The sequence below is a fragment of the Microcoleus sp. AR_TQ3_B6 genome (genome assembly GCF_036702785.1).
Classification (GTDB): Bacteria; Cyanobacteriota; Cyanobacteriia; order Cyanobacteriales; family Microcoleaceae; genus Microcoleus.
Genome location: NZ_JAUBVJ010000001.1, coordinates 174841 through 188907, shown reverse-complemented (window position 1 = coordinate 188907; position 14067 = coordinate 174841). Strand labels below are relative to the sequence as shown.

General features: G+C 45.4%; 13 protein-coding genes and 1 pseudogene. 5 read left to right on the top strand and 9 right to left on the bottom strand.

Translation table 11 applies throughout. The features are described 5' to 3' along the window. The first annotated feature begins 59 nt into the window (after positions 1-59). Positions 60-758 (top strand): GDYXXLXY domain-containing protein, encoded by a 699-nt coding sequence (locus QUB56_RS00860; RefSeq protein WP_332952335.1) that lies wholly within the window; start codon positions 60-62, stop codon positions 756-758. A 239-nt stretch (positions 759-997) separates the two neighbouring features. After that, on the top strand, positions 998-2140 hold the full coding sequence (locus QUB56_RS00855) for a hypothetical protein (RefSeq protein WP_332952334.1): 1143 nt from the start codon (positions 998-1000) through the stop codon (positions 2138-2140). Positions 2141-2397: 257 nt separating this feature from the next. Here QUB56_RS00855 and QUB56_RS00850 read toward each other — a convergent pair whose 3' ends face one another. After that, the gene (locus tag QUB56_RS00850; protein ID WP_332952447.1) at positions 2398-2703 is read right to left on the bottom strand and encodes a class I SAM-dependent methyltransferase; all 306 of its coding nucleotides are present in this window, start codon (positions 2701-2703) and stop codon (positions 2398-2400) included. A 31-nt stretch (positions 2704-2734) separates the two neighbouring features. Then, positions 2735-2842, bottom strand: a pseudogene (locus QUB56_RS00845) (SAM-dependent methyltransferase); the annotation flags it as partial. A gap of 740 nt (positions 2843-3582) precedes the next feature. On the opposite strand from QUB56_RS00845, the gene hemH reads away from it, so the two are divergent. After that, positions 3583-4746 (top strand): ferrochelatase, encoded by a 1164-nt coding sequence (gene hemH, locus QUB56_RS00840; protein WP_332952331.1) that lies wholly within the window; start codon positions 3583-3585, stop codon positions 4744-4746. A gap of 191 nt (positions 4747-4937) precedes the next feature. Here the strand turns inward: hemH and QUB56_RS00835 are convergent, their stop codons facing one another. Next, the gene (locus tag QUB56_RS00835) at positions 4938-5549 is read right to left on the bottom strand and encodes a DUF4126 domain-containing protein (protein WP_332952329.1); all 612 of its coding nucleotides are present in this window, start codon (positions 5547-5549) and stop codon (positions 4938-4940) included. A gap of 572 nt (positions 5550-6121) precedes the next feature. On the opposite strand from QUB56_RS00835, the gene QUB56_RS00830 reads away from it, so the two are divergent. After that, a complete protein-coding gene (locus tag QUB56_RS00830; RefSeq protein ID WP_332952326.1) occupies positions 6122-7408 on the top strand; it encodes a Glu/Leu/Phe/Val dehydrogenase in 1287 nt (428 codons plus the stop codon). Positions 7409-8022: 614 nt separating this feature from the next. On the opposite strand, the gene QUB56_RS00825 is transcribed toward QUB56_RS00830, so the two are convergent. From QUB56_RS00825 to QUB56_RS00815, 3 genes are all read right to left on the bottom strand, one after another. Further along, entirely contained in the window at positions 8023-9129 is a 1107-nt protein-coding gene (locus tag QUB56_RS00825) for a formylglycine-generating enzyme family protein (RefSeq protein WP_332952324.1), read from the bottom strand. 25 nt (positions 9130-9154) lie between these two features. Next, a complete protein-coding gene (locus QUB56_RS00820) occupies positions 9155-9397 on the bottom strand; it encodes a hypothetical protein (RefSeq protein WP_332952322.1) in 243 nt (80 codons plus the stop codon). 556 nt (positions 9398-9953) lie between these two features. Beyond that, positions 9954-10154 carry a helix-turn-helix transcriptional regulator gene (locus QUB56_RS00815; protein WP_332952320.1) on the bottom strand — a complete coding sequence of 67 codons (201 nt, stop codon included), beginning with the start codon at positions 10152-10154 and terminating at the stop codon, positions 9954-9956. Between the two features lie 155 nt (positions 10155-10309). Between QUB56_RS00815 and QUB56_RS00810 the strand changes: the two genes are divergently transcribed. After that, entirely contained in the window at positions 10310-10510 is a 201-nt protein-coding gene (locus QUB56_RS00810; protein ID WP_332952319.1) for a hypothetical protein, read from the top strand. Positions 10511-10700: 190 nt separating this feature from the next. On the opposite strand, the gene nrdJ (QUB56_RS00805) is transcribed toward QUB56_RS00810, so the two are convergent. From nrdJ (QUB56_RS00805) to QUB56_RS00795, 3 genes are all read right to left on the bottom strand, one after another. Further along, a complete protein-coding gene (nrdJ, locus tag QUB56_RS00805; protein WP_332952441.1) occupies positions 10701-11765 on the bottom strand; it encodes a ribonucleoside-triphosphate reductase, adenosylcobalamin-dependent in 1065 nt (354 codons plus the stop codon). A 253-nt stretch (positions 11766-12018) separates the two neighbouring features. Continuing rightward, positions 12019-13263, bottom strand: a complete 1245-nt coding sequence (gene nrdJ, locus QUB56_RS00800) for a ribonucleoside-triphosphate reductase, adenosylcobalamin-dependent (RefSeq protein WP_332952317.1) — start codon at positions 13261-13263, stop codon at positions 12019-12021. A 252-nt stretch (positions 13264-13515) separates the two neighbouring features. Continuing rightward, the gene (locus QUB56_RS00795) at positions 13516-13800 is read right to left on the bottom strand and encodes a hypothetical protein (RefSeq protein WP_332952315.1); all 285 of its coding nucleotides are present in this window, start codon (positions 13798-13800) and stop codon (positions 13516-13518) included. Positions 13801-14067: the final 267 nt, after the last annotated feature.

Below are 14067 nucleotides of genomic sequence, written 5' to 3'. Positions count from 1 at the left end.
GCGGTCTCTGTGGTTTAATCATTCCGAAACAACCGCAAACAATATAACCCATACCTAACATGAACAAAAACAACATTGACTTATTAGTTAAAAATCCAGATACAACAAATGTGTTTCAGCTTCCCCCGGAAGCAAAACGCCTTCCCGCGTGGCGGCTGTGGGTTCCATTGCTGCTGCAAATCGGACTAATTGCCACCGTACCCGCGACCGCAGTTTACACTTTTATTACTGGCAAAACAGTTATCCTGCAAACAGCACCAGTAGACCCTTACGACTTTTTGCGCGGATATTACCAAGTTTTGAGCTATGATATTTCCGATCGCACAAATCTCCAAAAGCTCCCCGGCTGGAAAGATTTACCTGCCGAAAACACATCTTGTCCGTCCGGGGCTGCTTGTCCACAAAATACATACAATGTCAAGCCACAAACCAGTTTTTATGTAATTTTAGAAGCCCCAAAAGCCGCGACAAATCCCGGCCGCCCGCAAGCTTGGAAACCCGTCCGCCTCAGTCGAGAAAATCCCGGCAATTTGCCCGCCAACCAAATCGCAATTAAGGGCAAATATAACGGTTTCCTGATGGAATACGGCTTAGAAACTTATTATATGCCAGAGGATGAAAGGGAAAAACTCAATCAGGAGATTAGCGAAGCTCAAAGCAGCCAGCGACAATCTTTTTTGGTAGAAGTAAAGGTTGACAAAACAGGCCATGCTGTGCCTGTGAGTTTGTGGGTGCGCGATCGCAATTATCGATTTTAGCCAAAAACGGCAAAAGGTCGTGAAGCGTAGCTATCCCGTAGGGAATCGGTCTTTTGCCCTTGTTTTGAGTATTTTGGCTTAGGGATAGGGGCGAGGTTCCGCGATTCCCCACCCGAACCAAAAGCCCGCGCGTTCGGGATAGCTTGGCTCGCGCGGACCTTTCAATTGCCGACAACCCAGGAGAATCTATTAAGATAGATAAGACTTGCAAAAATCTTGCCAATTCAAGGGCGCAAGTCATGACTCTACTGGAGCTTCTCATGTTAGCCGAGCTAATCTCTGCCAGACGCATACTCAAGACCAAACTCCTCGACTTTTTAGGACTTCCCGAAAATTGCCAAGACAAAACCGATCACCTCATCAACCGAATTGTATCCGTGCTGGAAATAAATCCAGCGGAACAAGAAAGATTTTGGGAGACATTCAAAAGTGAATTAGCCGTCAATCCAGTAGAAGTAGAAACAATGCTCAAGTGTTCGCCAGCCGAACGCCAGCAGTGGATTGAACAAGGCAAACTCCCTATTCTAGAATACCGCTCTTTCCGCAAATCAGGAATCCATTTAGAATATCCCGTTCACGACCGAAGATTCATCTTAAGTCTAACGCCAACCGATATTAATAATTGGCGTCAAGAACCCAAAGGGCTAATTCAAAATAATCGCCCAACAGCCTCCCCAATCAATACAGAAAACCCCGCAGAAAACGAACAATCCCGAGTAGCTTTTAGTTCCGAGTGGGAAAAAATCATTGCCGACTGGAAAGAACAAGGTTCGGCGGAAATTTCAGCAACCTTCCAGCTAGCTTACTGGACAGTTTGGGCGTCGCGGTGGGCCAAAGAAAATCAGCTCAACAGCTTTAAAGCAATTAAATCTAAGGAAGTCTACGAAACTCACCAGCAGGAATGGTATCAGCGAAAAAATCAAGCTGTCAAGTTACTGATTGAAATGCCCTACGCCATGCTTTACTTCTACCGTCCCGGAGATGCTGACAAATTATATCTCGAACTGTGCGACGACCACCAGGAAATGATGAAAGATGGCTACTATTGGGATAAGTGGGATTTTTTCTATCAGAACCGCAAATTGGTAAATAAGTGCCGCGAATGCGTGTACTCCGAAACCAAAGATTATTACTCGCTTTACTACCTGGAAATCAAGAGCGACAAGTTTCCCGATTATAGTTTTTCTTTCCACACGCCGTACACCATTGGCAGAAAATTTTTGCCGCATCCAGAAACCCTGCCTTATGTAGACCACGTAGAACAGGACGGCATTTTTCGCTTTGGCCGCCCGCTGCTGGAACAAGAGAAAGTTATTCACACAGAAAAGGATGTATTGCTCAAGTTTGAGGCGGCTTTGGCTGAAGCGAAAAAGTTTGTTTAGTTATTAGTTATTACTCATTAGTCATTAGTAGGCTTAGGGCAGATTTTTGGTAGTGATAGGGAAACCGCAGATAAACGCAGATAAACGCAGATGCTTTTATCTATTCTCTTTATCTGCGTTTATCTGCGTCTATCCATTGTCATCTGCGGTTGCAGAAATTATCTTTTTTTAACCGCAGATACAGGCAGATTAACACAGATTAACGCAGATAAATTAGAGCAATTCCGGTGGCCCCATAGGTGATTGTCCCGACGATGTTACCGGATTTGATATGACTTTTGAACTTGGATTAGTTGGATGTTGCCGCCAGCATAAATTTTTGGTTGCTGAGCTTCTTCGGAATTGTCCGATCGCCATCCCACCTCGGCTAACAAACTCCCCAAGTCAGTTTCAGTCTCAAACAACCACAAAAATACAGCCAACAGAGCCCACAAAACCGGATTTGTGAGATGAAAATCTACCAAAATGAATAGACAACCGGGCTTGATGATGCGGTATACTTCCTGAAAAAATTGTGGCAATTGCGCCGATCGCATGAAGTGCATCGCAACAGAGCTGTGCACTCCTGTCAAACAGACAGTCGGGAAAAGGCATTGACTCAGCAAAAGCTTCTACATAATTGGCTGATAGTACATTTTTCCTTGCCCGTTGCAGAAATAATGGCGAAGCGTCAAGTCCTGTGACATCCGGGGAATATTGCACCAGAAATTGCGTAGTTTGACGGCTGCTGCCGCAAAAATCTCAAACTTTATTTTCCGCGCTGACGGTCAAATTTTCCAAGCGTCGCTAGCCCAAACGAGCCTCGGAACCTAGGCTCAGTCGCGGGCCAGAGCCGCGACCGCATCAAGGAGACACGCTATACCGATAACTTAAATCTCTAAAAAGTGTTGCCACAGTCAAAATTATCTATACCTTGCTATCGACTTAAGATATTATCGGGAAATAGGGTTTAAAACCCCGTCCTTCTAGCACGGCTTTAATTTCTTAAATCCCTTCCCAAAAATCAGGGAATTGGTGGCACTTGTGGTATACTACGATAGTCAAGGTTAAACTCCTTTGTCTCAAGTGAAACAGTTAAGACACACTTTTAGGCACAAACTGTTGGACACAGAGCAGCGAAAACTCTTAAAACAGCTAGAGAATCAACGTATTCTCTTTACCAGAAAACAAATATTTGGTTCATTTGTTAAGTAGGGTAGACCATACCCGAACTCTAGGCTAGATCCTAGTAGGCTTTGGGAGACAGACCCCAAGAGGGTTGCTGTGAGTTGAACTCGTCAATTGGTGGTATTTGCTACGGTTGAAAGGTTTAAGAATTGCCGCAAGGACATAGCGCTTAAAGGTCAGTCGCTGAATAAAAAATCCCCACGCCTTTAGGGGCGGGAGTGTCAAATGATCAAGATAAGTAACAGAACTGAGACGATGGGAGAGCTGTAACCGCTATGGGTCGTGTGGGAGTATTGCTATTAAACTTGGGCGGGCCAGATAAAATCGAGGATGTCCGTCCTTTCCTGTTCAACTTGTTTTCTGACCCGGAAATCATTCGGATTCCGTTTCCGTGGATGCAAAAACCGCTCGCCTGGTTGATTTCGACCCTGCGTTTTCAGAAATCTCAGGAAAACTACCGCCACATCGGGGGCGGATCTCCTTTGCGGCGGATTACCGAGGAACAAGCGGCTTCGCTGCAATCCGTCTTGCAGTCTAAGGGACAAGATGCTCGAGTATACGTGGGGATGCGCTACTGGCATCCTTTTACAGAAGAGGCGATAGCCAAAATAAAGCGCGATCGCATAGAACATTTGACAATCTTGCCGCTGTATCCTCAATTTTCCATCAGCACCAGCGGTTCTAGCTTCCGGCAGCTAGAAGAAATCTGGGGCAAAGATCCAGCCCTGACGGAGATCGAATATACCGCGATTCCTTCTTGGTATAAGCGGCCAGGCTACATTCAGGCAATGTCGGAACTGATAGCCCAAGAACTAGACCACAATCCGAATCCCGATCGAGTTCACATCTTTTTTAGCGCGCACGGCGTCCCCCTGAGCTATGTAGAAGAGGCGGGAGACCCCTATCAGCGCGAGATAGAAGATTGCACTCGTCTGATTATGGAACATTTGGATCGATCGAACGAATACACTCTAGCTTATCAAAGTCGGGTTGGCCCGGTGGAATGGCTCAAGCCTTACACCGAAGACGCCATAACCGAATTGGCAGAAAATGGAGTCCAAGATTTGTTGGTAGTTCCCATTAGTTTCGTTTCCGAACACATCGAGACTCTACAAGAAATTGACATGGAGTATCGAGAATTAGCAGAAGAATCGGGGATTGAGAATTTCTACCGAGTGCCCGCCCTGAATACTCATCCGGTGTTTATTGAAGCCTTGGCCGATTTAGTCATCGAGTCGATAGAATCTCCCAACGTTAAATTCTCTGATGTTATACGCCCTTCCAAGAAAGTTAAGATGTACCCTCAAGAGCAGTGGGAGTGGGGTTTGACCACCGGGGCGGAAGTTTGGAACGGTCGTGTGGCGATGATTGGTTTTGTGGCACTATTGCTGGAGTTAATTACGGGTCAGGGCCCGCTACACTCGATCGGATTGCTTTAAGTTGACAGTTGACAGTTGACAGTTGACAGTTGACTGTACTTACAAATGACTAATGATATCAAATCCGTTGGTATCGGAATTATTCATCTCTCTCTTCTGGAGACTCAGCGCCCTCTGCGGTCTCTGCGGTTAAATCATTATTCCGAAACAACCGTAAACGATATGGCTAATCACCAATAACTAATCACTAATTAATCAGGATCGCGCTTGCGGCGGCGGGGATTTCCCCTATCGGCCGGTATTCCCTGACTCCTGTACCAGCGATACCACTCTTTAGAACTGCGAATTGCCAGCCACAGCAGCATCATAGCAACTAACCCTCCCTGCCGCGGGGCGTCAAAGGCAAACAACACCAAGGAAATGCACAGAACATCTTGGAGGAAAATCACCCAAATCGGCAAACCCCGCAGCCGGTAAAGCCATCCTGCTTGTACCAGTTGCAGCACTAAAGCCAACAAACCTCCGACAACACCAATAATCCACAGCATCCAAGGGTGAGCAATAATTTCCTCGATCGAACTTACCTGAGCGATCGCAATTCCCATAATTGCTCCTACAATGGGACTGAAAATAATTTGCACAATTTGCAGCACCCGCTGTCCCACAAAGGTTTTAGAAGCAAATAACTCTAACAGCGACCAACTCACCAAGATGGCGATCGCCACTTGGGGGTGAACCCCAGACAATAAAGGTATTTCCGACCAAAGTTTGTCAATCCGCAGCAAACCAATTAACAGCAGGGGCAGGGCAATTCTCATACCCCCTGCCGCAGACGCAGAGAGCGCGGCTAGGAGTCCAACCATAATAATAATTGAGTGGATAAGGTCAGCTAAAGCCTCGATCTATTTCAGAATTTAATTCCCCTGATGGCTGGCACTGATTTGAACTCACGAACTCAAATTGGGGGTTGAGCTTAAATATCACCCTCTATTGTAAGTGTATCTGCTTAATCGCTGCTTGGCACTGCTCGACAAGTCGATCGACACAAAATAGTTTGTGGACAGTTGATTGTTGAGTGTTGACAGGATTCAACCTGGATTGTGATTAAATTAAAATGTATAGGAAAACCAGTAGGTCAGCCGAGATACTTAAATTTAAGAGGTCAGCTATTCTTCCTTCTTCTCTTTCCCTCGGACTTCCAAATCGGACCTTGAATTTCAAAGGTGGTACCCGCCACGTGATTTATCCGTGGAATCAATCCCAAATCGATTTTCGAAAATCCTCAAGAAAGAGCATTTATCCGTGGGGTCAATCTAAAATCTAAAATCTAAAATCTAAAATCGATTGACGGACACTCAATAATTAATCCGGGTACCCGTGTCAAAATTATTCTCCTGTCTTCCTTCTTACCTCGAACCTCTTCCTTCATCTTATTATGTCTGATTCATTATTTGCCGATGCCAGTCGCCGATTAGAACGAGCCTTAAAATATGTGTCGCTTTCCGAGGATACGATTGAACGGCTGAAATACCCCAAATCCAGTTTAATTGTATCGATTCCCGTGCGGATGGACGACGGTTCTCTGCGAATTTTTCAAGGTTATCGGGTGCGCTACGACAATACCAGAGGCCCGTCTAAAGGAGGAGTGCGCTATCATCCGGAAGTATCCCTTGATGAAGTGCAATCCTTAGCATTTTGGATGACGTTTAAATGTGCAGTTTTGAACTTGCCCTTTGGAGGAGCCAAGGGCGGAATCACTCTCAATCCCAAGGAATTGTCCAAACTGGAATTGGAACGGTTGAGCCGGGGCTATGTCGATGCGATCGCAGATTTCATCGGCCCGGATGTCGATATTCCCGCCCCGGATGTCTACACCAATCCCATGATTATGGGTTGGATGATGGATCAATACAATATTATTAAGCGGCAGCTTTCTCCAGCGGTGGTGACTGGTAAACCCGTGACAATTGGCGGCAGTTTGGGCAGAGATACGGCCACAGCAATGGGTGCTTTTTTTGTAGTACAAACTATTTTACCCAAATTTGAGCTAAATCCTCAAGATACAACTGTAGCCGTACAAGGTTTTGGTAATGCCGGTGCAGAAATAGCAGAACTGCTCTGGAAAGCAGGTTACAAAGTTGTTGCTGTCAGCGATTCCCAAGGGGGAATTTATGCTAAACAAGGGCTGGATATCCCGAGTATTCGAGGCTTTAAAAACTCAAACAAAGGTATCAAAGCTCTTTACTGTGAAGGTTCTGTTTGCAATATTATAGAACACGAAAACTTGACAAATGAGCAACTTTTAGCATTAGATGTAGATGTGCTCATTCCAGCAGCTTTGGAAAATCAAATAACGGAAGCCAATGTTAATGATGTTAAGGCTAAGTTTATTTTTGAAGTAGCTAACGGCCCGATTGATTCGGCTGCTGATTTGATTTTAGAAGCGAGGGGAATTCAAGTAATCCCTGATATTTTAGTCAATGCCGGAGGCGTAACGGTTAGTTATTTTGAGTGGGTACAAAATCGCAGCGGGCTTTATTGGACCCTGGATGAAGTCAATCAGCGGTTGAAGCATAAAATGGTCGAAGAAACTGAAGCAATTTGGAGAAAATCTCAGGAATTGTCAGTTTCCATGAGAACTGCTGCTTATGTGTACGGGTTAAATCGACTCGGAGAAGCGATGAATGCGAAGGGAACGCGGGATTATTACATAAACGGTTGAGCAAAGTGCGGTAAGATTGCCCGATCGCACAATCTTACCGCACTTATTCGATAAGAGTGCAGTCTACCAACCGACTTAACAAAACTTTGCTCTGAATTGGGGAATTTTAGGCCTGTACGCCGCAGTTTATTTGACCGCAACTTTGCTATTGCAGAAGCCCAAAGATATTTTCAATTGACACTCCCGGCGCGATCGCGACGGGGATTCTTAAGACCTTCGGGCCTTAATATCCCTATTGCCAGGCTTTCCGGGCGCAATCCTTTTGCCAAAAATGGCGGTCTGCTATCAAGCGTCTTGCAACTAGCTCCTCGGTCGTGACTTTCCTCCAGTCCGGGGGTAGGTTTTAACGTCTTTTACTGACGATTTAATCGGTTCAGAACCTTAGTATTGGTGGTGATTAATTATTTAGAGCATCCGTACTGCTGTTAAGCTAGATACTTGATTTCTCAAAATTCGCAACTTTCGACTCTTTGCACGATAGCACACGTGCCAGACATTTTTGCAATTGGTATATCTGATAGGCAGGATAAATCCTGCCATGCCCTTTCATCCCTGGACTTTAGTCACAGGGTTTTCAGGGTATTTTTTATAAGTAAGTCAACTAGCTACGGAGACTACGCGAAAACCACAGCTACGCGAAAACCCATGATAGTGAAGCCACAGTCCACCAATTCCCTGACACGATAGGCGCTGCAGCAAGCGACCGCACGGCACAAGAAGGAACCGCCACGCAGCACTCGAGTATTCCTTAAAGTGCCAGTTTCCCAGGAACTTCCGTCAGTTGGTGCACCGTTATAGTCTTCGTGCCACGTATCACTGCACCACTCCGCAACATTGCCGTGCATATCGTACAGTCCAAAGGCATTGGGGGGAAAACTCCCGACATCGGTTGTTTCTCGGCGCAAAAGTCCTGTGGGGGCTTTTGCGTAGGGCGGTCCATATTGGTTATAGTTGACTAAATGCGGGGTTATGGTTTCCCCAAAATGAAATGGGGTTGTTGTTCGGGCACGACAGGCGTATTCCCATTCTGCTTCACTCAGGAGGCGATATTTTTTCCCGGTTTGTAGCGAGAGTTTGCCGCAGAATTCGATGGCATCATCCCAGGATACATTTTCTACTGGACGTTTTTTACCTGGGAAACCCGATGGGTTGTTTCCCATCACGGCTTGCCACTGTGCTTGGGTGATGGGGTATTTCCCTGCAAAAAAACCCCGTACTGTTACTTGATGCTGGGGACTTTGGCTATCAAGTCTACCTTCTTCGTTTTTGGCGGAACCCATCATAAATGTGCCGCCAGGAAGGTCAACCATTTCCAGTACAATTCCGTTACCTAAGTATTCCGGGAAAAAGCGAGCAAAGGACTTACGGCGACTGTTTTCTTTTCCCGTATTATCTACGGTAATGACATCAAATTCAAATATAGGAGGATAGTTCTGTAAATGTTGTTGAATCTTCTCCTCATTTCTATCTTTCAGCAGGTAATAGGCAGCAAATTCAACCTGCATTGACTCATCATGCAATGCTTGAATTATCAAATCTAACCCGGCTTCTCCATATTTCAGCGCTTCGGAGAGCGCGGTGATTCTAACTCCGACAGCGGGCGAAGCTAAGCGGCTTTTAAGGCCGGAGATGCCTCCGAGTATCGCACCATTCACAGGAATTAAATTTTGGCCGCCGAGGACGGCATCGTATTCTCTAGGTTCATTTTGGTGGTTTGACATGATTTCAACCAGGGACTTTTGCTACTTAATCCGGCTGCAATGGAGGCATCGCTAGCAACTCACCAACTGAGAAAGGTTGGGGTTTAGGACTTGCCGCTTCAGCGTCCATCAGTTTTTTTATTTTAGCAAAAATCAAAACAGCTTCTGCTTCTGAGTCAGTTAGTTTTTCGTAAAAATAAGGGATGGAGAACCAATGCCCGAAAGCAATCTCTAACAAACCTTTAGTTGCTAATTGCACTTGCCAGTACCGAGAATATCTGGCATCCACTATCTCAAATAACGGGGCCCGATTGTGTAGGGGCTAATAAGTATACCGCTCGTCGCAGATATAGTAATATAAATTCTTTTGCCATCATTGGTGACCAGTTAAGAATTAATTGCATTTGTCAATCAGTAATATTACTCAAAAAAACTGCTTTTTTAGGACTGGAAAATTCACGACTTGAGTGGAGTAAGTATAAATACCACCCTCGGCATGATTCCTCGATCGCCCAAATCTCAGTTTTATGCCTAAAATCCGAGTAAATGTTGAGCATAATTGCTGATTGACAAATGCTTTCTTAGCTTAACTTGTTACCAATGCCTTGCCATTCAGAGATAGCATAGACAATATACTCTTTACTTACTATCAGTTTTAATTCAGTTTCTTTGGTGATGTCTAACGGTAGATTTAGGTAATTTTATGGTAGCTCAGACCCTTTGGTGGCAATGCAGCGAATCTTCCCAGTATACTAACCTTACTGGTTTTTATGTAAATTAGTAGGAATATCATCGGAAATAGCGCCTCTTATCATGTTGCTATTAGTTACCAAAATTAAAAATATTTAATCTACCAAATCGTCTAAGGACAGCTTCAGGAGGTCGCACAATACTTTCGTCTGTTCGAGATAGAGTTTTGGAATATGTCTACCCGCTTCGCAATTTTTCACAGTGGTTACAGTCACGCCCAATTCATCCGCAACTTGCTGCTGCGTCAAAGAAAGCGATTGGCGTCGCTGTTTGAGTTTTTGGGCCACACTACTCATTAACTATCCAATTTGAGAATTCCTATGGTTAAGTTGACTTAACCACAATTCGTATTATGAGAGGAGAACATCACATTCGTCAGAAAGCCAGTGCGTCCCGGCTACCAACCTATTAGCACTGGGTATGGCTCCCATAGGAAGCAAACAAGTTAATTATGCCTTACCAAGAACGACTTTACCCTTGGGTGCTGGTTCGTTTGCTGCCCAAAATGCAGCGGTTGACAGTTGGCCAGTGCCGCACTCGATCGGATGCGGACGGTCATGTAGAGATTCTCCGTCGCTTGCTTCTTGGCCGGAACTTTGCGGTGATATTTAACCCCGACCTGCTGGAGTCCCAGCAAGCGGACACTTCCTAATCGGGTAATTTTCAAAGAACCCCTTCCCGGACACGGGGAGAGAGTGACAATTAGTCGTTGGGTGGGGGCGGGTTTACGAGATTATTGATTTTAGGCAATTATGGTTGGTAAAACCCGCCCCTACGATTTTTTGTTTATTTGCAATTAAACATAAAAAAATCCCCCAAACGGGGGATTTCCTTCAAGGCTATTACATAGTCTTAGTCTCCGGCATCAAACACTTATCTGAATCGCAGCCCGCCGGTCCCGAATCCATCATTTCACCCAAGTCATAGCGACTTAGTGCCGCATGAAAAACATCTATTTGGCGACGCGCTAAAGTCTCTTCCACCATCTTGGTGTAAATTTCTTTGCTCACCGGTTCAAACGGCAAACGCGGGAAAGTTTCAAGTGCATCAAACCGAGCCAAAAGCGCTGCAGAAATGTAGCCTTCATCATCGCGAATCGCTTCATAAATCCGCCTACCCAAACTTTCCACTTCATTTTCGCGCAGTTCAATCGTGGCCGAAGTGTTATGTCTGACATAGAACTTTTGCACCTGCATATAAAAGTCCATTTGTGCGGCCGCTGAGAACTTGTTAATGTCAATTTCATCAGCACCGGGCAAGTCAGCCCAACTTACCGCCACAGGTATTTCTACCAGCCATTCTGTACAGCGTTCGTCGAAGGGATTGTTCAGCAAATTGCCGTTTTCATCCTTGTCAGATTGAGACGGAATCACGTTGTATCCGTAGTCGATGCAGGCGAGGGCTACGGGGTCGTTTTTGCCGAAAGTGATCCGGCGAATGAAACGCTGGGCTTTCGGCGGATGCCACCCCGGCGAAGCACCTGTCAGCAGAGATTTAGTACCCGATGGTTGAACCGTTGTGCAGCGATTTGGGCGTTTTAAGGAATGGCGATCGCAATAATCCCATACTACCCGATTGACAATCTCGCGCCAACGAGTCAAATACTCTTCTTCCCGCTGTTTAAAAGCGATTCCTTGCGGAGTTTGCGGGCGGCCTTCCACCCACCAGCGCAGCCACTCAACGCCGAAAGCGTGAACGAAGAAATCGAACAATCCCGTGAAAGATACGCCGACAATCGGGTCTAGTTCGCGGCTGTATTGATAGCGGGGTTCAAGAAAGTTGTGATTGAGAAGTACCGCGACAGATAGAGCCGCAGCCCTGAAAGCTTCCTCCTGTTCTTTGAAATTGTAAGGGTCAATTTGATTGAGGTGAACCTCAGAAAGATTACAGTGGAAGTTAGAGCCGATGATTTCCAGTTTTGTTACCCTAAAGGCTTTTTATCCTTTAGTTCTACAGATTCCATTTTACCTGTAGCTCGGCGTACTTTTTCATTTACTCTAGTTGTAAATGCCCCGCACTCTTGCCAGGATTATATTCTTCACAAAAGAAGGTTCACCCGGTACGCTCTACGGTGGTAAAGGATTTTTAATTCCCTTACTTACCTCGGAGTTAACATCTCAGTTTTCTCCGATTTTGCGAGGTTTTTTACGTGAGGCAAAATTACTTACCACACGGGTTTAAGCCCATGCGGACTAACCGATGCTCTAACTCGCCAGCAGTCATATTAGGATGGCGTTCCTGCAACCACTCTTTAGCTTCTCCTTGGTCGTAAGCTTTCAAAAATTCAAGTTTAAGACTCTGTGTTGAAAGTAAGTCAACGTTAGCTCTAGCTACAGCTTCGCCAGCCCATTGAATCGCACCTTCACCCGAATAATACTGTTTTCTAACAGCCTCAATACATTCTTCTAATGTAGGTTTGGAATGGAAAACGCGGGTATGATTTGCCATCCGAAGGGCATCACGTTCTGGATCTATTCTCCAGTTGCCGTTATCATCTTGTTGCCACAGGTTGTTTTTAGCATTTGCCCCTAGTTCGTCATCGAAAGAAAACTGACGAATTCCCGCGCTTCGGCGAATATTGCCAGCAACAATTGTCACCGCAGCTTCATCTATCAACACGCAGCATTCAACTGAATTTAACTGCCGTCCTAAAGCTTTATTCAAAATAGCGGCGCAGCGCTGATAAAGGTCGGGCAATTTCACCGGATTTGCTACTCCGCCAAAACCTTTTAAAGGTTCTCCCACCGGGCGAACGTCGCTCAAATCTATGAATACTTGAACTTCTCCTGCAAATCTTTCATCTGTGGATAATTCCAGCAAAGTTTGATAGGATTTTACCCAACCTTGGCGAGAATCTCCGACATAAATAGTTGCGGTTTTTTCTGCTATTTTTATTTCGGTTGCTTGACGGCGCGACTGGGCGGGTGTAGAGCCGATTTCGCCTTGCATGGTTAGGGTTAAACGGTTGCGAATTGGTGGCAGTTGGTTGATATATTGTGGTTCCAAGATTGCCCCAGTGCCGCAGCCCATCATTGCCAAATCCATCAACAAACCAAAGGAACGCCAGTCGAGAATATTTGTTGAGGAGCAATTATATGCGCCGGAAAAATTCTCTGGTTGCTCGATCCATTTGCTGCCACCTACCCACAGCCAGCGGCCTGAAGCGAGGGTTTTGAGCTGGTTTTGCATCCGGTGCAGCAGTTGTGTTTCTTCGGGGGTGAGGTTTCCCAGCTTTTGCAGCCCCTTGACTGTTCTCGCGCACACTTCCTCCCAAGTCTCCCTTCCCGTCTCGGTACGGCGGCTGTAAGTCCTAAAAAATACTGGATTGGCTGCGGGTGCTGTTTCGGGGAAATCGGAGAGGTTGCGTTTCTCGCTGGCACTCGATCGCTCTAATTCTCGAACCATAGGTTGTGTACTGACGTGTCGGAATAAATCAACAGACTACGAATATACAACAGGATTCAGATTTAGAGTGAAAGCTTGACAAATTTGACAATTTGCACTATATATGGTGCATCTGTCGATTTTAGATTTTCGATTTTAGATTTTCGATTGCAGAAAGCGATCCTACTTCGATTTTAGATTTTCGATTGCAGAAAGCGATCCTACTTCGATTGTGGATTTGAGATTTGAGATTTGAGATCGCAGAAAGCGACCCTAACGAGTGGTTAAAAACTCAATATTAGGTAACAGCGGGTCTTGAACAACCCCCACACCGTTAAATCCCCAACGTTCGAGGAGCGTTTTCACAGATGAACCGGAAATCGATTCTACTCCGAATCGATCGGCAACCTCAGCAGCGTGGGCGTTGAGATAACTCAAAGCGTCATAGTCTTCGCGAAACATCAGCAGGTAACTAACTGCCGCATCTGGATTGGGATTGGCACAGAGATATTTGCCGTCACTGCGGGAACGGAGTAAGTAAAAAACTTGAGATAACATCTTATCTTTGTTGTCAAAATAATATGTTACCTCAAGTTGGGAATTTTGAATTTGGAATTTTGAACTTGTACTCTCGCGCAGCCGAAGTATTTGGAATTGCCCGAAGGATTTTAGATTGACAATTAGGACTAAGGCCAACTGTCACATGACCATCGACTTGTAGCCAGTTGGCCTTAGTCCTGCAATTTGAGATTGTAGAAAAGTTGACTTTTTTTCAATTTTCTACCTAAAAACTACATAATTGATGCCTAAAATCAATCTAAAATC

What these genes read in the sequence shown, in the direction of transcription:
- QUB56_RS00815 (WP_332952320.1), bottom strand. Translation starts at nt 10,154, where the DNA reads ATGAGTAGTGTGGCCCAAAAACTCAAACAGCGACGCCAATCGCTTTCT.
- QUB56_RS00830 (WP_332952326.1), top strand. Translation starts at nt 6,122, where the DNA reads ATGTCTGATTCATTATTTGCCGATGCCAGTCGCCGATTAGAACGAGCC.
- QUB56_RS00825 (WP_332952324.1), bottom strand. Translation starts at nt 9,129, where the DNA reads ATGTCAAACCACCAAAATGAACCTAGAGAATACGATGCCGTCCTCGGC.
- hemH (WP_332952331.1), top strand. Translation starts at nt 3,583, where the DNA reads ATGGGTCGTGTGGGAGTATTGCTATTAAACTTGGGCGGGCCAGATAAA.
- QUB56_RS00835 (WP_332952329.1), bottom strand. Translation starts at nt 5,549, where the DNA reads ATGGTTGGACTCCTAGCCGCGCTCTCTGCGTCTGCGGCAGGGGGTATG.
- QUB56_RS00855 (WP_332952334.1), top strand. Translation starts at nt 998, where the DNA reads ATGACTCTACTGGAGCTTCTCATGTTAGCCGAGCTAATCTCTGCCAGA.
- QUB56_RS00810 (WP_332952319.1), top strand. Translation starts at nt 10,310, where the DNA reads ATGCCTTACCAAGAACGACTTTACCCTTGGGTGCTGGTTCGTTTGCTG.
- QUB56_RS00860 (WP_332952335.1), top strand. Translation starts at nt 60, where the DNA reads ATGAACAAAAACAACATTGACTTATTAGTTAAAAATCCAGATACAACA.
- QUB56_RS00795 (WP_332952315.1), bottom strand. Translation starts at nt 13,800, where the DNA reads ATGTTATCTCAAGTTTTTTACTTACTCCGTTCCCGCAGTGACGGCAAA.
- nrdJ (WP_332952317.1), bottom strand. Translation starts at nt 13,263, where the DNA reads ATGGTTCGAGAATTAGAGCGATCGAGTGCCAGCGAGAAACGCAACCTC.